Here is a 23,941-nt window from a genome sequence, read left to right as displayed (position 1 = left end):
CGCTCGCCGGCACCGCTCGCCGGTTCCGGCTCTGGGCAAGCGGCACGAGGGCGCCGAATCGCGGCGTAACACCGATTCGGCGCATCCCGCACCCGGTCGCTAGAATTGCCGCAGGTCCCCGCTCTCCCAGCGGCGGCATCTTCACTGGCTTCAGGGACCAACCCGGGTTCGCTCGCCACTCAGTGAGACACCCACTCGACTTTCCCGTGAGGTTTTCACCCGTGGCCACCAACCCGCTCGCCCCCGACTGGCTCGGCCTGCCCGGCGACGCCAACGCGCTCGCCGCAGGCCTCTGGCCCGTCTCCGCCACTCGCGACGGCAACGGCGAACTCGTCATCGGCGGCTGCAGCGCCGGCTCCCTAGCCGCACGGTTCGGCACTCCGCTCTACGTCGTCGACGAAACGGATGCCCGCACCCGCGCGGCCGAGCTCCGCACCGCCTTCGAGGCCGAGTTCGCCCGCATCGGCACCAGCGTGCGCATCTACTACGCGGGCAAGGCGTTCCTCTCCACCGAGTTCGCCCGCTGGATGGTCGGCGAGGGGCTGAACATCGACATCTGCAGCGGCGGCGAACTCGCCGTGGCGCTCGCGGCCGGTACCCCGCCGCACCGGCTCGGCTTCCACGGCAACAACAAGTCCCCCGCCGAGATCGACGACGCCTGCCGGCTCGGCGTCGGCACGATCGTGATCGACTCGCCGCTCGAAATCGGCCGGGTCGCCGAGGCCGCGGCCCGGCACGGCATCGTGCAGGCGGTGCGCCTCCGGGTCAACAGCGGAGTGCACGCGCACACCCACGAGTTCCTGGCCACCTCCCACGAGGACCAGAAATTCGGCGTCGTGCTCGAGGACGCCTCCGCGCTGGTCGCCCGCATCCGTGCGGAGGCGAGCCTTCGTTTCGTCGGCCTGCACTGCCACATCGGCTCGCAGATCTTCGGCGCCGACGGTTTCGCCGAGTCCGCGTCCCGCCTGCTGGCCGTGCACGCCGCCCTGCTCGCCGGCGGCCCGGTGCCCGAGCTCAACCTCGGCGGCGGCTTCGGGATCGCCTACACCTCCGCCGACCGGCCCACCCCGGTGGCCGAGCTGGCCGCCCGCCTGGCCGACATCGTCGCCGCGGAGTGCGCCGATCGCGGCATCCCCGTTCCCGTGGTCGCGTTCGAGCCGGGCCGCTACATCGCCGGCCCCGCCGGGATCACCCTGTACGAGGTGGGCACCGTCAAGGCCGTCGACGTGTCGGGCAGCACCCGCTTTTACGTGAGCGTCGACGGCGGGATGAGCGACAACGCCCGCTTCGCCCTCTACGGCGCCGACTACTCCGTGCGGCTGGCCGGCCGTGCCTCCACCGCCGAACCCGTGCTCGTGCGCATCGCCGGCAAGCACTGCGAGAGCGGCGACATCGTCGTGGACGCCGACTACCTTCCCGGCGACGTCGCACCGGGCGACCTGGTCGCCGTGGCCGCGACCGGCGCCTATTGCTGGTCGCTGGCCAGCAACTACAACTTCGTCGGCCGACCGGCGGTGGTCGCCGTGCGTGACGGCGAGGCGCGGATTCTCGTGCGCGGCGAGAGCATCGCCGACCTCCTGGCGCGCGATGGCGGGGTCTCGACAGGCTCGGTCTCGACAGGCTCGACCACCGGCGGCGGGGTCTCGACGGGCTCGGTCTCGACAGGCTCGACCACCGGGGGCTCGACCACTGGCGGCTCGACCAGCGGGGGCGGGGTCTCGACAGGCCCGACCACCGATCAACCGAAGGAATCCATCCGATGATCGAATACCGCAATCTGCGCGTCGCCCTGCTGGGCGGCGGCTCCGTCGGCGCGCAGGTGGCCCGACTCCTTCTCGAACAGAAGGAGGAGCTTGCGAACCGGGTGGGAGCGAGCCTCGAACTGGTCGGCATCCTCGTGCGCGACGTCGATGCGGAGCGCACCGTCGACCTGCCGCGCGAACTGTTCACCACCGACGCCGAGTCGCTGATCCTCGGCGCCGACGTCGTGATCGAGCTGATGGGCGGCCTGGAACCGGCCCGCAGCTACATCCTGATGGCGATCAACTCCGGCGCGGATGTCGTCACCGCCAACAAGGCACTGTTGGCCACGCACGGCCCCGAACTGTTCGCGGCCGCCGACCAGGTCGGCGCCCAGCTGAACTATGAGGCCGCCGTCGCCGGCGCCATCCCGATCGTGCGCCCGCTGCGGGACAGCCTCGGCGGCGACCAGGTCAACCGCATCCTCGGCATCGTGAACGGCACCACCAACTTCATCCTCGACCGGATGGACACCGACGGGGACACCCTGGAGGAAGCCCTCCGGCTCGCCACAGACCTCGGCTACGCCGAGGCCGACCCGACCGCCGACATCGGCGGCTATGACGCCGCGCAGAAGGCGGCCATCCTGGCCAGCCTCGCGTTCCACACCAACGTGCCGCTCGAATCCGTGTATCGCGAGGGAATCACCTCCGTCACCCCGGCCCAGATCGAATCGGCCCGGAAGGCCGGCTACGTCGTGAAACTGCTCGCGATCTGTGAGCGGCTCGTCGACGCCGCGACCGGCAGGGAGGGCGTCTCCGCCCGGGTCTACCCGGCCATGGTGCACCGCAGCCACCCGCTCGCGTCGGTGCACGGCGCCAACAACGCGGTCTTCGTCGAGGCGGAGGCGGCCGGCAGCCTGATGTTCTACGGGGCAGGCGCGGGGGGAGTGGAGACGGCCTCCGCCGTGCTCGGCGACCTCGTTTCGCTGGCCAGGCGCCACATCGCCGGCGGCCCCGGGGTTGCCGCGTCCAGCCACGCCGATCTGCCCGTGTTCTCGATCGACAGCATCACCACCCGGTATGCGGTCACGCTCGAGGTCACCGACGAACCAGGCGTGCTCGCCACGCTCGCCGGGGTGTTCAGCGACCACGGCGTCTCGCTCGCCTTGGTCGAGCAGTCGATGACCCCCGCCCAGCCGGGCACGGCCAGTAACGCGGCCGTGTCGTCCACGGCTACCCTTGTCATCGGAACGCACGAGGCAACGGAAGCGGCACTCGCCGCCACCGTGAAAGACCTCGCCGGGAACAAATTCGTCACCAATGTCGCATCCGTTTTGAGAGTTGAAGGAGTCTGATGTCCAGCGAACGAGAGTCCCTGCTGCAGCCGGCCGTGAAGACACTGTCCCGGCAGTGGCGCGGAGTGCTGCGCGAATACGCGGACCGCCTGAACATCACGTCTGAAACGCCCATCATCACCCTCGGCGAGGGTGGCACCCCGCTCATCCCCGCCCCCGCGCTGTCCGCCCGCACGGGTGCGCAGGTCTGGGTCAAGTACGAGGGCATGAACCCCACCGGGTCCTTCAAGGACCGCGGCATGACCATGGCCATCTCCAAGGCCATGGAAGACGGCGCCAAGGCCGTCATCTGCGCGTCCACCGGCAACACCTCCGCCTCGGCCGCCGCGTATGCGACCCACGCCGGCATCCAGGCAGTCGTGCTCGTGCCGGAGGGCAAGATCGCCATGGGCAAGCTCAGCCAGGCCATCGCGCACAACGCGCAGCTCCTGCAGGTGCAGGGCAACTTCGACGACTGCCTCGACATCGCCCGCGATCTGTCGGCGAACTATCCCGTTCACCTCGTGAACTCGGTCAATCCCGACCGCATCGAGGGCCAGAAGACGGCGGCGTTCGAGGTCGTCGAGGTTCTCGGCGACGCCCCTGACATTCACATCGTCCCGGTCGGAAACGCCGGGAACTACACCGCGTACACCCGCGGCTACACGGAAGAACTCGAACGCGGCGCCACCACGAGGATGCCCCGGATGTTCGGCTTCCAGGCCGCAGGCAGCGCCCCGATCGTGCTCGGCCACCGCGTCGACCACCCCGAGACCATCGCCAGCGCGATCCGGATCGGCAACCCGGCGTCGTGGGACCTCGCCCTCGCGGCGCAGAAGTTCACGAACGGGTACTTCGGCGCCATCACCGACGAGAAGATCCTCGAGGCGTACCGCATCCTCTCCGCCGAGGTTGGCATCTTCGTCGAGCCCGCCTCCGCGATCAGCGTCGCGGGCCTGCTCGAGCGCGCCGAAGCCGGGCTCATTCCCGCCGGCGCCACCGTCGTTCTCACGGTGACCGGCCACGGCCTGAAAGACCCGCAGTGGGCCCTCCGCACCGCTGACGGCTCCGACGTGAAGCCGACCATCGTGCCGGTCGACACCGCCGAGGTCGCCAGCGTGCTCGGGCTGGTCCACAAGTGACCATCGCCGAGGCCCTCTCCGGCCGCTCGGTGCTCTCCGGGCGCTCCGTCACGGTCCAGGTCCCCGCGACGACGGCGAATCTCGGCCCCGGCTTCGACACCCTCGGCCTCGCGCTCGCCCACTACGACCACCTCGACGTTGCCGTTCGCGACGGATCAGGGGTCACGGTCGAGGTGCACGGCGTGGGCGAGGGAGAGGTGCCGACCGACGAGTCCAACCTCGTCGTGCGCGCCATCATCCACACCTTCGCCGCCTACGGCCAGCCGCTTCCCGGTCTGGAGCTCGTTGCGCACAACGTCATCCCGCACGGTCGGGGCATGGGCTCCTCCGGTGCCGCCATCGTTTCCGGCATCATGGCCGCGAAGGGCCTGCTCGAAGGCGTCGTCGACATCGACGCCGAGGCTCTCCTCTCCCTCGCCACGGAGATGGAAGGGCACCCGGACAACGTGGCGCCCGCCCTGTTCGGCGGTCTGACGATCGCCTGGATGACGCCGGAGGGTCCCCGGCACAAGAAGCTGATGGTGCACCGCGGCGTGAAGCCGCTCGTCTTCGTGCCGGACCACGCCATGTCGACCGCGCTCGCCCGCAGCCTTCAGCCGGAGTCGGTGCCGCACGAAGACGCCGTCTTCAACGTGTCCCGCTCCGCCCTGCTCATCGCCGCGTTGATCCAAAGCCCCGAACTGCTGCTGGCCGCCACCGAGGACAAACTGCACCAGAGCTACCGCGCCGCCGCCATGCCGGAGACCAACCGGCTGATCACCCTGCTTCGGGAGCACGGCTTCGCGGCCGTTGTCTCCGGCGCCGGCCCGTCGATCCTCGTGCTCGCCAGCGACCCCGGCCAGCGGCTCGTCGCCGCCGAGCTCGTTGCCGCGGAGTCCGAGACTCCCTGGCAGGCGCTCATGCTCGCCGTCGACTTCATGGGAGCGACGGTCACCCGCACCGACGTCTGACCGTGGCGGCCGGACCGCCGCCGAGGCGACCCGGCCTCTGGGGCCCGCCGGCCCAGCGGCGGATGTGCCCCGGGTGGGGGCGTCTTCAGCGTCCGAACGTTCTGCTAGGGTTGAGGCGTACCCGATGGAACCGCCTAACGAACGGATCCCTTCTCCGGTGCATTCCCTGTAACTCACTGCTATCGCCTCATCTGTGCGTAGCTGTGTGTGTTCACTCCAGTCCACATCACTTCAGGACTGGACCACCCGCAGCGCGTGAGACGCTGCACACAGCTTCCCTGGCCCACCTTTTTCACGCCAGGGGAAAGGACAATTTTTCGTGACTGACGTCAACCTCCGCACCACTGCTGCGGATTCATCGCACCTGGCCACCCTCCGCGTCGCCGAGCTTCAGGCTCTGGCGCTCGAGCTGGGCATCCCGGGCGCATCCAAACTACGCAAGGGGGAACTCGTGGAGGCAATCACCGCGGACCAGGCCAGGACCAACTCCACGGGTGACACCGCGGACAACGCTCCCGCCGCCGCGGAGACCCTCGAGGTCCCGGCAGCCGAGGCCCCCGTCGCCGACACCGCCGTCGCCCCGGCCACAGCACCCCGCAAGCGCGCTCCGCGCCGTGCCACCACCGCGACCGCGGCTCCCGCGCTCGCCCACGTCAACGCTGACGGCGACGTCGGACTGGGCATCATCCTTCCGGATGCCGCCCCGACCACCCGCAGGACCACCGCCCCGGCCACGTACGCCGGCGCATCCGCCGACGGCACGACCTCCGAGACCGTCGCGGCCCTCGATAAGCCGGTTCGCCAGGCCCGCAAGCGCGCCACCTCGGTCACCGTGAAGGCGGCGGCAGCCCTTGAGGCCGCCGCGGCCGAAGCGACCGTCGAGCTGCCCACCGCCGAGGTGTCCGTTGCCGAGGCCGCCCCCGTCTCCGCCGAGGCCACAAACCCCGACGCCGAAGCCGACGCGATCGTCGAGCCCACCTCCGGACGCTCCCGCCGCGGAAGTGCCCGCGGCAACGCCCGCAACGGCACCGCCCGCAACAGCATCGACGCCCGCAGCAGCATCGACGCGCGCAACAACGCCGACGCCCAGGCCGACGCGGATGCCGCGACCATCCCGGTACCGACGTCCGAAAGCCCGGACGCCGAGGCCGAGACCACGGTCGAGCCCGCCGAGCAGGGCGACGCCGAGCAGGCCGAGCAGGCCGAGCAGACCGAGCAGGCGGAGCAGGCCGAGCAGCCTCGCCAGGGCCGCAACCGCAACCGCAGCCGCGGCGGCGACCGCAACCAGGCCGGCGACGACACCTCGCGCCAGCAGAACCAGCGCCAGGCCGGTCGCAACCAGAACCAGAACCAGAACCAGAACCAGAACCAGAACCAGAACCAGAACCAGAACCAGAACCAGAACCAGAANAACCAGAACCAGAACCAGAACCAGAACCAGAACCAGAACCAGAACCAGAACCAGAACCAGAACCAGAACCAGAACCAGAACCAGAACCAGAACCAGAACCAGGACGCCCAGGGTGACCGCGGTCAGGACCGTCAGGCCCAGGACCGCAACCAGGGTCAGGACCGCAACCAGGGCCAGGACCGTCAGGACCGCAACCAGGACCGCCAGGCCCAGGACCGCCAGGCTCAGGACCGCAACCTCGGCCAGGACCGCAACGGGCCGGACGACGACCTCGGCAGCCGCAGCAACCGCAACCGTTTCCGTGACCGCAAGCGTCGCGGCGTCACCGCCGGCGACGACTTCGAGCCGGAGCTGGGCGACGACGACGTGCTGATCCCGGTTGCCGGCATCCTCGACGTTCTCGACAACTATGCCTTCGTGCGCACCTCCGGCTACCTGCCGGGACCGAGCGACGTGTATGTCTCGCTCGGCCAGGTCAAGAAGTACAACCTGCGCAAGGGCGACGCCGTCGTCGGCTCGATCCGCCAGCCGCACGAGGGCGACCAGAACGGCCGCCAGAAGTACAACGCCATCGTCAAGGTCGACTCGATCAACGGCCTGACCGTCGAGGAAGCCGCCACCCGGGTCGAATTCCAGAAGCTCACCCCGCTCTACCCGCAGGAACGCCTCCGCCTCGAGACCGAGCCCGGCAAGCTGACCCAGCGCATCATCGATCTCGTCGCCCCGATCGGCAAGGGTCAGCGCGGCCTGATCGTCGCACCGCCGAAGGCCGGCAAGACCATCGTCATGCAGCAGATCGCGAACGCCATCGCCACCAACAACCCCGAGGTCCACCTCATGGTCGTGCTGGTCGACGAGCGTCCGGAAGAGGTCACCGACATGCAGCGCACGGTGAAGGGCGAGGTCATCGCCTCCACCTTCGACCGTCCGGCCGAAGACCACACCACGGTCGCCGAACTGGCCATCGAGCGGGCCAAACGTCTCGTCGAGCTCGGCCACGACGTCGTCGTGCTGCTCGACTCGATCACCCGCCTCGGCCGCGCCTACAACCTGACTGCGCCGCCGTCGGGCCGCATCCTCTCCGGTGGTGTCGACGCCTCGGCGCTCTACCCGCCGAAGCGCTTCTTCGGTGCGGCACGCAACATCGAGAACGGTGGCTCGCTCACCATCCTCGCCTCGGCGCTCGTCGAGACCGGATCCAAAATGGACGAGGTCATCTTCGAAGAGTTCAAGGGCACCGGCAACATGGAACTGCGCCTGTCACGCCAGCTGGCCGACAAGCGCATCTTCCCGGCGGTCGACGTGAACGCATCCGGCACCCGCCGTGAAGAAATGCTGATGAGCGCCGATGAGGTCAAGATCACCTGGAAGCTGCGCCGCGCCCTCGCCGGCCTCGAGCAGCAGCAGGCCCTCGAGGTCATCCTCGGCCGTCTCAAGGAGACGTCCTCCAACGTCGAATTCCTGATGCAGGTCCAGAAGTCGATGCCGACCCTGAACGGGTCAGACAAGGACCACTGATGTTCGAGTCCGTTCTGACTCTGCTGGCTGAGCACGATGAGCTGCAGTCCCAGCTGGCGGATCCGGAACTGCACGCGAATCCGGCCCGCTCGAAGAAGGTGAACCGGCGCTACGCCGAGCTCAGCCGCATCATCGCGGCCTGGAACGAGTGGAAGGAGATTGGCGACAACCTCGAGGCCGCCCAAGAACTCGCCGACGAAGACGCCGACTTCGCCGCGGAGATCCCCGGGTTGACGGAACAGCTGGAAACCGCGGCCGAAAAGCTGCGGCGCCTGCTGATCCCACGCGACCCGCTCGACGCGCGCGACGTGATCATGGAGATCAAGATGGGGGAGGGCGGTGCGGAGTCCGCGCTGTTCGCCGCCGACCTGCTCCGGATGTACCTGCACTACGCCGAGTCGAAGCGCTGGAAGACCGAGATCATCGAGCAGACCACGAGCGACCTCGGCGGGATCAAGGACATCCAGCTTGCGATCAAGGGCTCGTCGAGCGACCCCGCCGAGGGCGTCTGGGCGCACCTGAAGTACGAGGGTGGAGTGCACCGCGTTCAGCGTGTGCCCGCGACCGAGTCCCAGGGCCGCATCCACACCTCGGCGGCCGGCGTGCTGGTCTTCCCCGAGGTTGACGAGCCCGAAGAAGTCGAGATCAACGCCAACGACCTCAAGATCGACGTGTACCGGTCCAGTGGGCCCGGAGGGCAGTCGGTCAACACCACCGACTCCGCCGTGCGGATCACCCACCTCCCGACCGGCATCGTCGTGGCCATGCAGAACGAGAAGAGCCAGCTCCAGAACAAGGAAGCGGGCATGCGAGTGCTGCGCGCCCGGGTGCTCGCCCGCCAGCAGGAAGAGATCGACGCGGCCGCGTCGCTCGTGCGCAAGGGCCAGATCCGCACCATGGACCGGTCCGAGCGCATCCGCACCTATAACTTCCCGGAGAACCGGATCGCCGACCATCGCACCGGCTACAAGGCCTACAACCTGGACACCGTCATGAACGGCGCCCTCGACGCCGTGATCGACTCCTGCATCACCGCCGACGAGGCAACCCGCCTGGCCGAGATCGGCGACCACGACTAGCAGCCCCTCGAGTTCGACCCTTCCGGTCGAGGTCGCCCGGTGCGCGGGTCGACCTCGACCGGAAAGGTCTATCTCGGCGAGGGATGCCGTGGGGCGGCTCAGTCGCCGGTGAGGGGGAGGCCGCGGGCGGCCTCGATCGTTTCCGTTTTGACGTGTTGGATCACTGCGGGGATGCCCAGGAGCAGCGACTTGGCCGGGGCATCCTTCGTGACGACGGCGTTGGCGCCGATCGTGCTCCATGCCCCGATCGTGACGGGCCCCAGGATCTTCGCGCCGGCGCCGACGGTCACGCCGTCCCGCAGGGTCGGATGGCGTTTCTCGCCGCGCACCACGCCGTGGCGGGTCTTTCCGCCGAGGGTGACACCGTGGTAGAGCATGACGTCGTCGCCGATTTCGGCCGTCTCGCCGATCACGACGCCCATGCCGTGGTCGATGAACAGGCGTCGGCCGATCGTGGCGCCCGGGTGGATCTCAATCCCCGTCAAAAACCGGGTGAATTGGGAAACCAGCCGGGCAGGCAGCCGGAGGCCCGACGTCCAGAGCCGGTGCGAGAGACGGTACGACCAGACCGCGTGCAGGCCGCTGTAGGCGAGGAAGACCTCGATGTTGCTGCGCGCGGCCGGGTCGTGGGCGCGCGCCATCGCAATGTCCTCGCGGATGGTGGAGATGACGCCCATTGTCGGCTTCGGCCTGCCCTGTTTCCCGGCCTAGTCCAGCAGGTCTTCGTAGAGAACGGTGGAGAGGTACCGTTCGCCGAAGCTCGGCAGGATCGCCACGATGACCTTGCCGGCGTTCTCCGGCCGCTTCGCCTGTTCGATCGCGGCCCAGACCGCCGATCCGCCGGAGATGCCGGAGAGGATGCCCTCGTCGGTGGCGAGGCTGCGTGCCGTGGCGAGCGAGTCGGCGAGGGTCACATCCGTCACCTCGTCGTAGACGTGGGTGTCGAGGACCGCGGGCACGAAGTTGGGGCCGATGCCCTGGATCTTGTGCGGGCCAGGCTTGCCGCCGGTGAGGATGGGGGAGTCGATCGGTTCGACGGCGATCACCCGCACGGAGCTCTTGCGCTCCTTGAGCAGTTGTCCGGCGCCCGTGATGGTGCCGCCGGTCCCGATGCCCGCGACGAGGATGTCGACGGCGCCGTCGGTGTCGTCCCAGATCTCCACGCCGGTGGTCGCGCGGTGGATGGCGGGGTTGGCGGGGTTGTCGAACTGGCGGGCGAGGACGGCGCCCGGCGTGTTCGCGGCGATTTCCTCCGCCTTCGTGACGGCGCCGCGCATGCCCTCGGCGCCGGGGGTCAGCACGATCTCGGCGCCGTAGGCGCGGAGCAGCAGGCGACGCTCCTTGCTCATGGTGTCCGGCATGGCCAGGATGACCTTGTAGCCGCGGGCCGCGCCGACCATCGCGAGGGCGATGCCGGTGTTGCCGCTGGTGCCTTCGACGATGGTTCCGCCGGGGGCCAGCTCTCCCGAGGCCTCGGCCGCGTCGACGATCGCGATCCCGATCCGGTCCTTCACACTGCCCGAGGGATTGTAGAATTCGAGCTTCACCAGCACGGTCGCGTCGAGGCCGACGGTGAGGCGGTTCAGCTTGACCAGCGGCGTCCCGCCAACAGCAGCGGTAATGTCGGAGTGGATCTTTGCGGGCATCGGGGAGCCTTTCAATCGGGGTCTGGGACCTCGCCTAGCCTACGGCCACGGCATTGGGCGTGCGAGTGCATTACATTCCAAAGAGTGACAACTCCGCCGAGCGACCATTCCATTCCCGCCACCGTCGACGAAATCCGGCAGTGGGCGATCGAAACACTCGGCCGGGCCGGTATCGGCGACCCGCACGTCGACGCCGACCTGCTGATCGGACACGTGCTCGGCCAGAGCCGCGGCCAGGTGCAGGCCGCCGGCATCCTGCGCACCGGCCTGACCGAGACGGATGCCTCCGCCATCCTGGCGCTCGTGCGGCGCCGTGCGTTGCGCGAACCGCTCCAGCACATCACCGGCCGGGCGCCGTTCCGCGGGATCGAACTGCTGGTCGGCCCCGGGGTCTTCGTGCCCCGGCCGGAGACCGAACAGGTGGCCCAGTTCGCGATCGACGCGCTGCGGGCGATGCCCGACCCGGAGCCGATCGCGGTGGACCTCGGCACCGGCAGTGGCGCCATCGCGCTGGCGATGGCCGTCGAGGTGCCGCACGCGCGGGTCTTCGCGGTGGAGAACTCGCCGGAGGCGTTCCCGTGGACCACCCGCAACTTCGCCCAGGTCGGAGCGGGCAATGCCACCCTCGTCTTCGGAGACCTGGCCGACGCCTTCGCCGAGCTCGACGGCATGGTCGCCGTTGTCATCTCCAACCCGCCGTACATCCCGGCCGACGCGATCCCGCGCGACCCGGAGGTGCGCCTCTTCGACCCGGCCCACGCCCTGTTCGGCGGGCCGGACGGTCTCGACGTGGTGCGCCGCGTCTCCCGCACCGCGCTGCGCCTGCTCCGGCCCGGCGGGGTACTCGTGATCGAGCACGGCGAGTTGCAGGGGACGGAGATCAGGGCGCTCCTCGGCGCCGACGGCTGGCGTTCCCCGGCCACCCACCGCGACTACACCACGCGCGACCGCGCGACCACCGCCCTCGCCCCTGCCTCCCTCACACCTGCCGCCCTCGCCCCTGCCGCGCCCCACTGACCGCCGCGCGGGAGGACGGCCGCGCCGCTCATCGACGGGGCCCAAGCCAGCGACGGTGGCCGACGCATCCGTGGCCAACTCAGGAGATCCGTCCGGGGTTCCCGAGCGGGCCGCACTGGTCCGCGGAGTTGGCGGAGCCTCCGCGGGAAATCTCCTGAATTAGCCACGTCGGCGGGCGGGCAGCCCGGGTGGGAGACGGATGCGGCGCCGGGCTTCCGCCTGGGCGCCCACAGCGTCGCACAGCCGGAGATTTTCGCAACACGCCGCGAGCGCCGCCCGCAGGGTCGGTGTGTCGCGAAAATCTCCGCCACGGCGGAAGCGATGGATCGAATCAGACGACGTCAACCGACTGATTCCGCGGCGTCGCAATGGCGGCCGCACACCTGGTTCGGCGGATGCCGGGCGAGGGCGGACAGGGCGGGCTGCCAGCCCTCGGGAGGGCGGCTGCGCTAGAATCGGTCGAAATGACACGCATCTACGACTGCTCGGTCGACACTGAATACGCGGCCGGCATGAGACTCGCACGCTCGGCCATCGGTCGCGGCGCGCTCGTCGTCATCCCCACCGACACGGTCTACGGTGTCGCGGCGGACGCCTTCAGCCCCGAGGCGGTGCAACGCCTGCTGGACGCCAAGGGCCGCGACCGCACATCGCCGCCGCCCGTGCTCATCCCCGGCATCCCCACGCTCGACGCGCTCGCCCAGGACGTGCCCCCACCGGTGCGGGACCTCGTGGCGGCCTTCTGGCCGGGCGGCCTCACCGTCGTGCTCAACGCCCAGCCGTCGCTGGTCTGGGACCTCGGCGACACCAAGGGCACCGTGGCACTGCGGATGCCGCGCAACAAGGTCGCCCTCGACCTGCTGGCCGAGACCGGGCCGCTGGCCGTGTCCTCCGCCAACTCCAGCGGCCTCCCGTCGGCGATCGACGCGATCGGCGCGGAAGACATGCTCGGTTCCAGCGTCGCCGTGTACCTCGACGGGGGAGTGGCCGGCAGCGACTACGAGCCGATCGGCGACCGCCCGGGCGACACCTCGTCGACGATCGTGGATGCCACCAGGTTCGCTACGAACGGCGGCAAGCTCGTCATCGTGCGCAATGGCGTCATCTCCCGCGAGGCCATCGCCGGAGTGATCGGCGACGCCCTCGCGCCGGCCGGTTTCATCGCCGAGGAGCCGGAGCCTGAGCCTGAGCCTGAGCCTGAGCCTGAGCAGGCAGAACCCGGGCCGGCCGATACCGCGACGGATGCCGACCGGCCATGACCATATTCGTCATCCTGGCCTTCGTCTCCGCCATCGTCACCTTCGGATGCTCCTTCGTCGTGCTCCGGCTCAGCCACCGCTACCGGCTCTACCCGAAGATCCGGGACCGCGATGTGCACACCCGCCCGACGCCCCGGCTCGGCGGGATCGCCATCTTCGTCGGCGTCGTCGCGGCCTTCGGCGTCTCGTACCTGATCGCGGGGCAGTTCGCACCGCTCCGGCTGATCTTCTCCGACCCCCAGCAGATCCTCGCGATCCTCGGGGCGGCCCTCCTGATCGTGCTGCTCGGTGTGGCCGACGACCTCTGGGACCTGGACTGGATGACCAAGCTGGCCGGGCAGTTCATCGCCGCCGGCCTGGTGGCCTGGCAGGGGGTGCAGGTGTTGTCGCTGCCGATCGGCGGCCTCACCGTCGGGTCGTCCTGGATGTCGATCCTGATCACGGTGATCACGATCGTGATCGTGATGAACATGATCAACTTCATCGACGGTCTCGACGGGCTGGTCGCCGGGGTGGCCCTCATCGCCAACGGCGTGTTCTTCCTCTACAGCTACCTCCTCGTGCGGGACACCTCCCCGAGCAACTACTTCAACCTGGCCTCGCTGATCGCGGCCATCCTCGTCGGCGCCTGCCTCGGCTTCCTGCCGCTGAACTGGCGCCCGGCGAAGCTCTTCATGGGCGACGCCGGGGCTCTCCTGGTCGGCCTGCTGATGGCGACCTCCGCGATCGCCATCACCGGCCAGGTCGACCCGACCGCCGTGAACCGGTCCCAGCTTTTCCCCGCGTTCATCCCGATCATCCTGCCGGTCGCGATCCTGATCATCCCGCTGCTCGACTTCGGGCTGGCCGTGTTCCGCCGGGTGCGGGCAGGCAAGTCACCGTTCAGCGCCGACCGCAAGCACCTGCATCACCGCCTCCTGGACATGGGCCACTCCCACCTCCACGCCGTGCTCATCTTCTACGGCTGGACCGCGGCCGCGGCCGTCGGCTGCCTGCTCTACTTCGTGCTGCCCGTCTACTTCGGGCTGCCGACCTGGTACGCCACGATCTTCCTGGTCGTCGCACTGATCGTGTGCGCGCTGGTGACGCTCGCGCCGCTGAGCCGCCGCAAGGCCGTCGAGGCCGCCAGCCAGCTCGCCCGCCCGATCGACCAACCCGAAATCGCCAGGCTGGACCCTCTCGACGAGGCGTCGGCCACGGCAGAGGAGAACGCATGAGCATCACGCCGCCCCGGTCCACCCAGCCGACCTCGGTCCCCGTTTTCCGGCGCATCCTCGTGCTCGGCGGGTTCCTCGCCGGCGGCATCGGCGTGGTCGGGGCCGTGGTCGGCGGTCTCGTCGCCGGCGGCACCGGTGTCGTGAGCGCCCTGATCGGCACCGGGATGTCCGTGGTCTTCATGGGCATCACGGCCGGCAGCATCCTGCTCGCCAACCGCTTCGCCGGCAGCCAGGGGGCCATCGGCGCGTTCTTCGCGATCGTCCTCGGGGGCTGGCTGGTGAAGTTCGTCGTCTTCCTCGTGCTCGTGGTGCTGCTCAAGGATCAGCCCTGGATCCAGCCCGTGGTGCTGTTCCTCAGCATCATCGCCGGGGTGATCGGTTCCCTCGTCGTCGACGCGATCGTGGTTCTGAAGAGCCGGATGAGCTATGTGAGCGACGTGACCCTGCCCGGCGCGTCCACCGAGGACTGAAATGTCACTTCACGATTCGCCCGCCGGGCCCATTCCTTGGTAGGGTAATGACCGGTTCGCCCCGCGTTGCTCGTGCCTTCGTGCCGGGCAGCCCAGCCCACTATTCGTCATCGCGAGAGCAGAGCTCCCCGCCCCGAACCAGGAGAAAGCGCTGCTAGAAACCGCCGTAAGCCTGATGCTCCCGTCTGCCACCGAGGACGGCCAGTTCAAGGGTCCGTCGATCAACGAATTCTTCCCTGAAGCTATTCTCTTCGCGGGCTCACCGTTCGAAATCAACCGCATCATGCTCATCCGCTTTCTCGCGGTGGCCGTGCTGCTGCTCGTCTTCTGGCTCGGCACCCGCCGGATGCAGGTCATCCCGACTCGCTTCCAGAGCATCGTGGAACTGGGGCTCAACTTCGCCCGGGTCAACATCGCCGAAGACATCCTCGGCAAGAAGGACGGCAAGCGATTCCTGCCGTTGATCACGACGATCTTCTTCATGGTGCTGTTCCTGAACATCACCGGCCCGCTGCCGTTCCTGAACATCGCCGGAACCAGCGTGATCGGCGTGCCGCTCGTGCTCGCCGTCATCGCCTACGTCGCGTTCATCTACGCCGGCGTCAAGAAGAACCCGGGCAACTTCTTCCGCAACGCCCTCTTCCCCCCAGGCGTGCCCCCATTCCTGTACATCATCGTGACCCCGATCGAGTTCATCTCGACCTTCCTGGTCCGCCCGGTCACACTGACCCTGCGACTGCTGATGAACATGATCGTCGGCCACCTCCTTCTGGTGCTCTTCTTCAGCGCCACCCAGTTCTTCTTTTTCACCGCAGACGGCGGCTTCAAGCTCTTCGGAGCCGGCACCCTTGTCTTCGGGTTCGCGTTCACGCTCTTCGAAGTGCTGATCGCCCTCCTCCAGGCTTACATTTTCGCCCTGCTCACCGCTGTCTACATCCAGCTCGCGCTGGCTGAGGAACACTAAACCCGAATTCGGCACTCGCTGTCTTTGGCACTACGGAAGGAAAAATACGTGGACGCAACATCCGTTCTCGCGGCAATCAACGGAAACATCGCGACCGTCGGTTATGGCCTCGCGGCCATCGGCCCGGCAATCGGCGTCGGCATCGTCGTCGGCAAGACCATCGAGGGTGTCGCTCGTCAGCCCGAACTGGCCGGCCAGCTTCAGGTCCTGATGTACATCGGTATCGCCTTCACCGAGGCGCTTGCCTTCATCGGTATCGCGACCTACTTCATCTTCGTTTAGTCCTCTTTTCTCTCTAGTCAGGAGGCACGATGTTTAACGCAGTGATTGCAGCTGCAGCGGAGGGCGAGGCCCGCAACCCGCTCCTGCCGGAAATCTACGACATTGTCTGGTCGTCGGTCATTTTCGTGGTCATTCTGTTCTTCTTCTGGAAGCTCGTGCTTCCGAGAATGCAGAAGCTCCTCGACGAGCGCGCCGAAGCCATCGAAGGCAACATCGCCAAGGCCGACGACGCCCAGCGAAAGGCCGAAGCCGCTCTCGAGCAGTACACGGCCCAGCTTGCCGACGCCCGCGCCGAGGCAGGCAAGATCCGCGAGGTCGCCCGAGCGGACGGCCAGAAGATCGTCGCCGAGCACCGGGAACAGGCCGTTGCCGAAGCCGCCCGCGTCACCGCGAGCGCCAAGGTCCAGATCGAAGCAGAGCGTCAGGCGGCCGTCGTGTCCCTGCGCTCCGAAGTCGGCACCCTGGCCATCGACCTTGCATCGGGTGTCATCGGCGAGAGCCTGACCGACGATGCGAAGGCCAGCGCCATTGTCGACCGTTTCCTGGCCGACCTTGAGGCCTCGGAGAAAGCAGCTAAGTAATGGGAAGCGCCACCAGAGAAGCTTTGGCCTCGTCGCGAGCGGCACTGGCCGCCCACGGCGGCACGGCCGATCTGGCGACCGGGGAAAGCCTGCTCAGCGCGGGCCGGGTGATCGGCGAGTCCTCGCAGCTCCTGTCGGCCCTCGTCGACCCGGCAGCGGATGCCGCACCCAAGGCGGTCCTCATCGCCAAGGTGTTCGGCCCCGCCGTCACGCCCTTCGCACTCGACCTGCTGCAGGCAGTGACCGCGGCGCGCTGGTCGAGCCACACCGACCTGCTCGCGGGGATCGAAGACCTGGGCCTGCGTTGTGCCGCATCCTCGGCCGCCGTTGCCGGAGTGGTCGAGGCCGAACTCTTCTCGTTCGGTGCGACCGTCGCCGGGAACGCGGAACTCGAGCTGGCTCTCGCGAGCAAGCTCGGCTTGCCCCAGGCCAAGGTCGGACTCGTCGACGCCATCCTCACCGGCAAGGTGACCGACCAGACCCTCGTGATCGTGCGGCACCTCGTGCAGCAGCCGCGCGGGCGCCGGATCGGTGAATTGTTGCGCTACGCGGCATCCGTGGTGGCCGACCAATCGGGCACCAGGGTCGCGACCGTCACATCGGCGTCGTCGCTGGCGCCGGCCCAGCTCGATCGGCTGCGTACCAACCTGTCCGCGCGTTACGGGCGCAGGCTCACGATCAACCTGGTCGTTGACCCGTCGCTCGTCGGCGGAGTGCGCGTGCAGATCGGCGACGATGTCATCGACGGCAGCATCGCCACCCGCCTCAAGGATTTGAGACTCCAGCTTGCCGGCTGACCTACGGTCAACCGGAACGACAACCTCGAAGCGGCAACGTTTCGTTTCAGACAGAACCTGTACACCCCGTACGGGAAAGGGAAGATGATGGCAGAACTAACGATCAGCCCCGATGAGATCCGCGACGCTCTCCAGGACTTCGTCAAGTCCTACGAGCCGAGCAAGACCGCAACCACCGAGGTCGGCTACGTCACCACGGCGGGCGACGGCATCGCCCACGTCGAGGGTCTTCCCAGCGTGATGGCGAACGAGCTCATCAAGTTCGCCGACGGCACCCTGGGCCTGGCCCAGAACCTCGACGAAGACGAGATCGGCGTCGTCGTGCTCGGCGAGTTCGCCGGCATCGTGGAGGGCATGGAGGTGCACCGCACCGGCGAGGTGCTGTCCGTGCCCGTCGGTGACGGCTATCTCGGCCGTGTCGTCGACCCGCTCGGCGCCCCGATCGACGGCCTCGGCCCGATCGAGACCGAAGGCCGCCGCGCCCTCGAACTGCAGGCTCCCGGCGTCATGAGCCGCAAGTCCGTTCACGAGCCGATGCAGACCGGCATCAAGGCCATCGACGCCATGATCCCGATCGGCCGCGGCCAGCGCCAGCTGATCATCGGTGACCGCCAGACCGGCAAGACCGCCATCGCGATCGACACCATCATCAACCAGAAGGCCAACTGGGCCTCCGGCGACGTGAACAAGCAGGTGCGCTGCATCTACGTCGCCATCGGTCAGAAGGGCTCCACGATCGCCGCCGTCAAGGGTGCGCTCGAGGACGCCGGAGTCATGGAGTACACGACCATCGTCGCGTCCCCGGCCTCCGACCCGGCCGGCTTCAAGTACCTCGCCCCGTACACCGGTTCGGCCATCGGCCAGCACTGGATGTACGCCGGCAAGCACGTCCTCATCATCTTTGACGACCTGTCCAAGCAGGCCGAGGCCTACCGTGCCGTGTCGCTGCTGCTGCGCCGCCCGCCGGGACGCGAGGCCTACCCCGGCGACGTGTTCTACCTGCACTCCCGCCTGCTCGAGCGTTGTGCCAAGCTCTCCGACGAGCTCGGCGCCGGATCGATGACCGGCCTGCCGATCATCGAGACCAAGGCCAACGACGTCTCCGCGTACATCCCGACCAACGTGATCTCGATCACGGACGGCCAGATCTTCCTGCAGTCCGACCTCTTCAACTCCAACCAGCGCCCCGCGGTCGACGTGGGTATCTCGGTCTCGCGAGTCGGCGGCGACGCCCAGGTGAAGTCGATCAAGAAGGTCTCCGGAACCCTGAAGCTCGAGCTGGCGCAGTACCGGTCGCTCGAGGCCTTTGCGATGTTCGCCTCCGACCTCGACGCGACCAGCCGTCGCCAGCTCGCCCGTGGCGCCCGGCTGACCGAGCTGCTCAAGCAGCCGCAGTACTCGCCGTACCCGGTCGAGGACCAGGTCGTCTCGATCTGGGCCGGCACCAACGGCAAGTTCGACGAGGTCCCCGTGGAAGACGTGCTCCGGTTCGAGCGCGGTCTGCTCGACCACCTCGGCCGCGGCACCGACGTCCTCAAGACGCTGCGCGAGACGAATGTGCTCGACGACGCCACCATCGCGACCCTCGAGCTCGAGGTCGACAAGTTCAAGCGTGAATTCCAGACCGGCGAGGGCAAGCCGCTCGCCTCGGTCGGCAAGGAAGAGTTCGTGGCGATCGCCGCCGAAGACGTCAACCAGGAAAAGATCGTGAAGCACCGGCGCTAAGGTCTCGACAGGCTCGACCACCGGTGGTTGAGCCTGTCGAAACCACGCCGCAGGCTCGACCACCGGGTCTCGACAGGCTCGACCACCGGGTCTCGACAGGCTCCACCACCGACAACACTGACAAGGAAGCACAGGAGACACATGGGAGCGCAACTTCGGGTCTACCGGCAGAAGATCAAGGCTGCCCAGACGACCAAGAAGATCACTCGGGCCATGGAGTTGATCTCCGCCTCGCGCATCCAGAAGGCCAAGGCGCGCGTTGCGGCGTCGACCCCGTTCGCCCGGTCGATCACCCAGGCGGTGTCGGCCGTCGCGACGTATTCGAATGTCGCGCACGTGCTCACCACGGAGCCGGAAAAGATCGAACGGGCCGCGGTTGTCATCTTCACGTCCGACCGTGGCCTCGCGGGTGCGTTCAGCTCCCAGGCGCTGCGTGAGGCCGAGTCCCTGACCCAGCTTCTGCGGGCCCAGGGCAAGGATGTCGTCTACTTCCTGGTCGGACGAAAGGCGGCGGCGTACTTCAACTTCCGTCGGCGCCCGTCCGAACGGGTCTGGACCGGTTCCACAGACCAGCCGCAGTTCGAGACGGCTCGCGAGATCAGCGACGCCCTGCTCGAGGCATTCCTCCGGGACGCCGACGACGGCGGAGTCGATGAGATCCACGTGGTCTTCAACCGCTTCGTGAGCATGGTCACCCAGACCCCCCAGGTCGTGCGCCTGCTGCCGCTCGAGGTCGTCGAAGGAGTCGAAGAACCCGGTGAAAGGCAGATTCTGCCGTTGTACGAGTTCGAACCCGACGTGGAAACGGTGCTCGACGCGCTGCTGCCCGTCTACATCGAGAGCCGAATCTTCAACTCCATGCTGCAGTCGGCCGCCGCAGAGCACGCCGCACGTCAGAAGGCCATGCAGTCGGCCTCCGACAACGCGGACAAGCTCATCAAGGACTTCACCCGGTTGTCGAACAACGCCAGGCAGGCCGAGATCACCTCGCAGATTTCCGAGATCGTGGGTGGAGCCGACGCGCTCTCATCCGCCAAGAACTAAACCAGAGAAGAGAGAGCAATGACTGACACCGCAACTGCGCCAGTCCACGCACCGGTTGAAACCGCCGCCGTCGGCCGGATCGCCCGCGTCACGGGCCCGGTCGTCGACATCGAGTTCCCCCACGACTCGATCCCGGGCATGTACAACGCGCTGAAGACCACGATCGTCATCGGGGATGTGTCGACCGTGATCACCCTCGAGGTCGCCCAGCACCTCGGCGACGACCTGATCCGCGCCATCGCGCTGAACCCCACCGACGGTCTCGTCCGCGGCCAGGAGGTTCGGGACACCGGATCTCCCATCACCGTCCCGGTCGGTGACGTCACCAAGGGTCGCGTCTTCAACGCCATCGGTGAAGTGCTCAACGCTGAGCCGGGCGAGAAGATCGAGATCACGGAGCGCTGGCCCATCCACCGCAAGCCGCCGCCCTTCGACCAGCTCGAGTCCAAGACCCAGCTGTTCGAGACCGGCATCAAGGTCATCGACCTTCTCACCCCGTACGTCCTGGGTGGAAAGATCGGGCTCTTCGGTGGAGCCGGCGTCGGCAAGACCGTGCTGATCCAGGAAATGATCCAGCGCGTCGCGCAGGACCACGGTGGAGTGTCGGTGTTCGCCGGTGTCGGCGAGCGCACCCGTGAGGGCAACGACCTCATCCACGAAATGGAGGAGGCGGGGGTCTTCGACAAGACCGCCCTCGTCTTCGGCCAGATGGACGAGCCGCCGGGAACGCGTCTCCGCGTGGCGCTCTCCGCGCTGACGATGGCGGAGTACTTCCGTGACGTCGCCAAGCAGGACGTGTTGCTCTTCATCGACAACATCTTCCGCTTCACCCAGGCCGGCTCCGAGGTTTCCACGCTTCTCGGCCGCATGCCGAGCGCCGTGGGCTACCAGCCGACCCTGGCCGACGAGATGGGCATCCTCCAGGAGCGCATCACGTCCACGCGTGGCCACTCGATCACGTCGCTCCAGGCCATCTACGTGCCTGCCGACGACTACACCGACCCGGCCCCGGCGACCACGTTCGCCCACCTCGACGCGACGACCGAGCTGTCCCGCGAGATCGCGTCGAAGGGCCTCTACCCGGCCGTCGACCCGCTTACCTCGACCAGCCGTATCCTCGACCCCCGCTATCTGGGTGCCGACCACTACACCACGGCCGTCCGGGTCAAGGCGATCCTGCAGAAGAACAAGGAACTCCAGGAGATCATCGCGATCCTCGGTGTCGACGAGCTCTCCGAGGAGGACAAGGTCACGGTTTCCCGTGCCCGCCGGATCCAGCAGTTCCTGTCGCAGAACACCTACATGGCGAAGAAGTTCACGGGTGTCGAGGGGTCGACGGTTCCGCTCAAGGACACCATCGAATCCTTCACCGCCATCGCCAACGGTGACTTCGACCACGTGGCCGAGCAGGCCTTCTTCAACGTCGGCGGCATCGCCGACGTCGAAGAGAAGTGGGCGAAGATTCAGAAGGAGAACGACTAACCATGGCTGCGGCCCTCAACGTCAGCGTCGTCTCGGCGGACCAGGAAGTCTGGTCCGGCGAGGCAACCATGGTCGTTGCCCGCACCGTGGAAGGCGAGATCGGCATCCTCGCCGGTCACGAGCCGATGCTCGCGATCCTGGCCAGCGGTGAGGTTCGCCTCACCCTGCCCGACGGGAAGAAGATCGTCGCCGAGGCGGCGGACGGATTCCTCTCGGTGGCCAACAACCTGGTCACCATCGTCGCCCGCAAGGCGGGGCTCGTCTAACCGATTGCTAGTCCTGCTGCCGCCGTCCGAGACCAAGCGTCTCGGCGGCACCGGCGAACCGCTTGACCTGCGCACCCTCACGTACCCGTCGTTGCACTCCAGCCGGCGGGTACTGGTGCGTGCGCTGGTGGGTCTGGCCAAGCATCCGGATGCCATGATGGCCGCCCTCAAGCTCGGCCGCACCCAGGCTGGGGAGATCGGTCGCAACCGCACCCTGGCGACGTCGGCGACGATGCCGGTGCTGGACCGCTACACCGGCGTGCTCTACGACGCCCTCGACGCCGCGACCCTGACCTCGGCCGGGCGTGCCTGGGCCGGTGAGCACGTGCGGGTGCACTCCGCGCTCTTCGGCCCGGTCGGCGCGCTCGACCTGATCCCGGCCTACCGGCTGTCCCACGATTCCCGGCTGCCGGACCTCCCCCTGAAGAAGCACTGGAGCGGCCCGGTCGAGAAGGCCCTGCGCGGAACAGACGGGCTCCTGCTGGACCTCCGCTCGGCCGGCTACGCGGCCCTCGGGCCCGCCCCGGTGCGGGCGGACTCCCTCTTCCTGCGGGTCGTCACCCAGGCATCCGACGGCCGCACCCGGGCGCTCAACCATTTCAACAAGACTGCCAAGGGTGCCTTCAGCCGCGCCCTGATCGAGCACGCAGAGTCGTTCGACGGCGTGATCGCCCTGCTTGACTGGGCCGAGTCGGCTGGGTTCACACTGCGCCCCGGGGCGGCCGGGGAAGTCGACCTGGTCGTCGACCAGCTGGTCGGCGCGTCTCAGGCCTGACGTGGCCGCCCTCCGGCCATAAGCTGGCATCGTGCCCATACCAGCGATGAATGTCACCGTGACCGGCGCAGCCGGCCAGATCGGCTACGCCCTGCTCTTCCGCATCGCGTCCGGCCAGTTGCTCGGGCCGACGACCCCGGTCAACCTGACCATGCTGGAGATCCCGGAGGGGCTCGCCGCAGCGGAGGGCACCGCCCTGGAGTTGCAGGACTGCGCGTTCCCCCTGCTGCGCGCCGTCACCGTCACCGCCGACCCCGTGCGGGCGTTCGACGGGGTCAACATCGCGCTGCTGGTCGGCTCCCGGCCGCGGGCGGTCGGGATGGAACGGGTCGGCCTGCTCGAAAGCAACGGGCGCATCTTCGGTCCACAGGGAGCCGCACTGAACGCCGGCGCGGCCGCAGACGTGCGGGTGCTGGTCGTCGGCAACCCCGCCAACACGAACGCGCTCGTCGCGAGCGCGTTCGCCCCCGACATCCCCGCCGCGCGCTTCACCGCGATGACCCGCCTCGACCACAACCGCGGCGTCGCACAGCTCGCGGCAAAACTGGGCGTGCACGTCGACCAGGTGCGCGGGCTCAGTGTCTGGGGCAATCACTCCGCGCTGCAGTACCCGGATGTCAACCACGCCACCGTCGGCGGCATACCGGTCACGGACCTCGTCGACGAGGGCTGGCTGGTGGACGAGTTCATCCCGCGCGTCGCGGGGCGCGGCTACGAGATCATCACGGCGCGCGGGGCGTCGTCGGCGGCCAGCGCCGCCAGTGCCGCCATCGACCACGTCCACGACTGGGTGAACGGCACAGGGGACCAATGGACCTCCGCCGCCATCGTCTCGGACGGTTCCTACGGCGTGCCCGCGGGGCTGTTCTCCTCGTTCCCCGTGCGCGGCGTCGACGGTCGCTGGGAGATCGTGCAGGGCCTCTCGATCAACGCATTCGCTCGGGCCCGGATCGACGCGTCCGTCGCGGAGCTGACCGAGGAACGCGAACACGTGCGGGCGCTCGGCCTGCTGCCCTGACGGCCGACCGCGCCACTTCCGCCGCTGCGCTCCAGGTGTGCCTGGTGCGTAGCGGCGGAAGTGGCGCCCTCGCGGGTGGGCGGATGCTGACGCGTGCCCTCGCGGGTGGGCGGATGCTGACGGGTGCCGCTGACGGGTGCCGCTGACGGGTGCCGCTGACCGCGCCAATTCCGCCGCCGCGCTGCCGGTGCGCCTGGTGCGTAGCGGCGGAAGTGGCGCGTT

22 protein-coding genes are annotated in these 23,941 nt (G+C 68.2%); 20 read left to right on the top strand and 2 right to left on the bottom strand.

Translation table 11 applies throughout. The annotated features are described in order from the left end of the window. Positions 1-221: 221 nt before the first annotated feature. From lysA to prfA, 6 genes are all read left to right on the top strand, one after another. Entirely contained in the window at positions 222-1,763 is a 1,542-nt protein-coding gene (lysA, locus tag E3T48_RS03885; RefSeq protein WP_134522588.1) for a diaminopimelate decarboxylase, read from the top strand. Further along, positions 1,760-3,097, top strand: coding sequence for a homoserine dehydrogenase (locus E3T48_RS03880; RefSeq protein ID WP_134522535.1), 1,338 nt, complete (start codon positions 1,760-1,762; stop codon positions 3,095-3,097). Before lysA ends, E3T48_RS03880 begins: the two co-directional genes overlap by 4 nt. Further along, positions 3,097-4,218: a threonine synthase gene (thrC, locus tag E3T48_RS03875; protein WP_420898347.1), complete on the top strand. Its 1,122-nt coding sequence runs from the start codon at positions 3,097-3,099 to the stop codon at positions 4,216-4,218. Before E3T48_RS03880 ends, thrC begins: the two co-directional genes overlap by 1 nt. A 2-nt stretch (positions 4,219-4,220) precedes the next feature. Further along, positions 4,221-5,168 (top strand): homoserine kinase, encoded by a 948-nt coding sequence (gene thrB / locus E3T48_RS03870; RefSeq protein WP_134522586.1) that lies wholly within the window; start codon positions 4,221-4,223, stop codon positions 5,166-5,168. 319 nt (positions 5,169-5,487) lie between these two features. Beyond that, positions 5,488-8,097: a transcription termination factor Rho gene (rho, locus tag E3T48_RS03865; protein ID WP_134522534.1), complete on the top strand. Its 2,610-nt coding sequence runs from the start codon at positions 5,488-5,490 to the stop codon at positions 8,095-8,097. Then, positions 8,097-9,176 (top strand): peptide chain release factor 1, encoded by a 1,080-nt coding sequence (prfA, locus tag E3T48_RS03860; protein ID WP_134522533.1) that lies wholly within the window; start codon positions 8,097-8,099, stop codon positions 9,174-9,176. The genes rho and prfA overlap by 1 nt, the downstream gene beginning before the upstream one ends. 98 nt (positions 9,177-9,274) lie before the next feature. Here prfA and epsC read toward each other — a convergent pair whose 3' ends face one another. Continuing rightward, entirely contained in the window at positions 9,275-9,853 is a 579-nt protein-coding gene (gene epsC / locus E3T48_RS03855; RefSeq protein WP_134522532.1) for a serine O-acetyltransferase EpsC, read from the bottom strand. A gap of 30 nt (positions 9,854-9,883) precedes the next feature. Next, entirely contained in the window at positions 9,884-10,822 is a 939-nt protein-coding gene (gene cysK, locus E3T48_RS03850; RefSeq protein ID WP_134522531.1) for a cysteine synthase A, read from the bottom strand. A gap of 84 nt (positions 10,823-10,906) precedes the next feature. Between cysK and prmC the strand changes: the two genes are divergently transcribed. The 14 genes from prmC (at position 10,907) to E3T48_RS03780 (ending at position 23,719) form a co-directional block, all read left to right on the top strand. Then, on the top strand, positions 10,907-11,839 hold the full coding sequence (gene prmC, locus E3T48_RS03845; protein ID WP_420898346.1) for a peptide chain release factor N(5)-glutamine methyltransferase: 933 nt from the start codon (positions 10,907-10,909) through the stop codon (positions 11,837-11,839). A 464-nt stretch (positions 11,840-12,303) separates the two neighbouring features. Further along, the gene (locus E3T48_RS03840) at positions 12,304-13,098 is read left to right on the top strand and encodes an L-threonylcarbamoyladenylate synthase (protein WP_134522530.1); all 795 of its coding nucleotides are present in this window, start codon (positions 12,304-12,306) and stop codon (positions 13,096-13,098) included. After that, positions 13,095-14,315: an MraY family glycosyltransferase gene (locus E3T48_RS03835; RefSeq protein WP_134522529.1), complete on the top strand. Its 1,221-nt coding sequence runs from the start codon at positions 13,095-13,097 to the stop codon at positions 14,313-14,315. Before E3T48_RS03840 ends, E3T48_RS03835 begins: the two co-directional genes overlap by 4 nt. Then, positions 14,312-14,785, top strand: a complete 474-nt coding sequence (locus tag E3T48_RS03830) for a Cg1360 family ATP-synthase-associated protein (protein ID WP_134522528.1) — start codon at positions 14,312-14,314, stop codon at positions 14,783-14,785. The genes E3T48_RS03835 and E3T48_RS03830 overlap by 4 nt, the downstream gene beginning before the upstream one ends. A gap of 175 nt (positions 14,786-14,960) precedes the next feature. Then, positions 14,961-15,749, top strand: a complete 789-nt coding sequence (gene atpB, locus E3T48_RS03825; RefSeq protein ID WP_134522527.1) for a F0F1 ATP synthase subunit A — start codon at positions 14,961-14,963, stop codon at positions 15,747-15,749. A gap of 48 nt (positions 15,750-15,797) precedes the next feature. After that, a complete protein-coding gene (gene atpE, locus E3T48_RS03820) occupies positions 15,798-16,031 on the top strand; it encodes an ATP synthase F0 subunit C (protein ID WP_134510799.1) in 234 nt (77 codons plus the stop codon). A gap of 29 nt (positions 16,032-16,060) precedes the next feature. Next, on the top strand, positions 16,061-16,612 hold the full coding sequence (locus E3T48_RS03815; RefSeq protein WP_134522526.1) for a F0F1 ATP synthase subunit B: 552 nt from the start codon (positions 16,061-16,063) through the stop codon (positions 16,610-16,612). Continuing rightward, a complete protein-coding gene (locus E3T48_RS03810) occupies positions 16,612-17,409 on the top strand; it encodes a F0F1 ATP synthase subunit delta (RefSeq protein WP_134522525.1) in 798 nt (265 codons plus the stop codon). The genes E3T48_RS03815 and E3T48_RS03810 overlap by 1 nt, the downstream gene beginning before the upstream one ends. Before the next feature lie 87 nt (positions 17,410-17,496). Continuing rightward, positions 17,497-19,134, top strand: coding sequence for a F0F1 ATP synthase subunit alpha (atpA, locus tag E3T48_RS03805; RefSeq protein ID WP_134522524.1), 1,638 nt, complete (start codon positions 17,497-17,499; stop codon positions 19,132-19,134). A gap of 141 nt (positions 19,135-19,275) precedes the next feature. Further along, positions 19,276-20,178: a F0F1 ATP synthase subunit gamma gene (locus tag E3T48_RS03800; RefSeq protein ID WP_134522523.1), complete on the top strand. Its 903-nt coding sequence runs from the start codon at positions 19,276-19,278 to the stop codon at positions 20,176-20,178. An 18-nt stretch (positions 20,179-20,196) separates the two neighbouring features. Further along, entirely contained in the window at positions 20,197-21,660 is a 1,464-nt protein-coding gene (atpD, locus tag E3T48_RS03795; RefSeq protein WP_134522522.1) for a F0F1 ATP synthase subunit beta, read from the top strand. 2 nt (positions 21,661-21,662) lie between these two features. Then, positions 21,663-21,926 carry a F0F1 ATP synthase subunit epsilon gene (locus E3T48_RS03790; RefSeq protein ID WP_134522521.1) on the top strand — a complete coding sequence of 88 codons (264 nt, stop codon included), beginning with the start codon at positions 21,663-21,665 and terminating at the stop codon, positions 21,924-21,926. Positions 21,927-21,930: 4 nt separating this feature from the next. Beyond that, positions 21,931-22,701, top strand: a complete 771-nt coding sequence (locus tag E3T48_RS03785; RefSeq protein WP_134522520.1) for a YaaA family protein — start codon at positions 21,931-21,933, stop codon at positions 22,699-22,701. A 46-nt stretch (positions 22,702-22,747) separates the two neighbouring features. After that, positions 22,748-23,719, top strand: a complete 972-nt coding sequence (locus E3T48_RS03780; RefSeq protein ID WP_134522584.1) for a malate dehydrogenase — start codon at positions 22,748-22,750, stop codon at positions 23,717-23,719. Positions 23,720-23,941: the final 222 nt, after the last annotated feature.

The organism is Cryobacterium fucosi, from assembly GCF_004403515.1.
In the GTDB taxonomy this organism is placed as follows: domain Bacteria; phylum Actinomycetota; class Actinomycetes; order Actinomycetales; family Microbacteriaceae; genus Cryobacterium; species Cryobacterium fucosi.
Note: the sequence above shows the minus strand (reverse complement) of the source record. Positions and strands in the feature narration are given on the sequence as shown.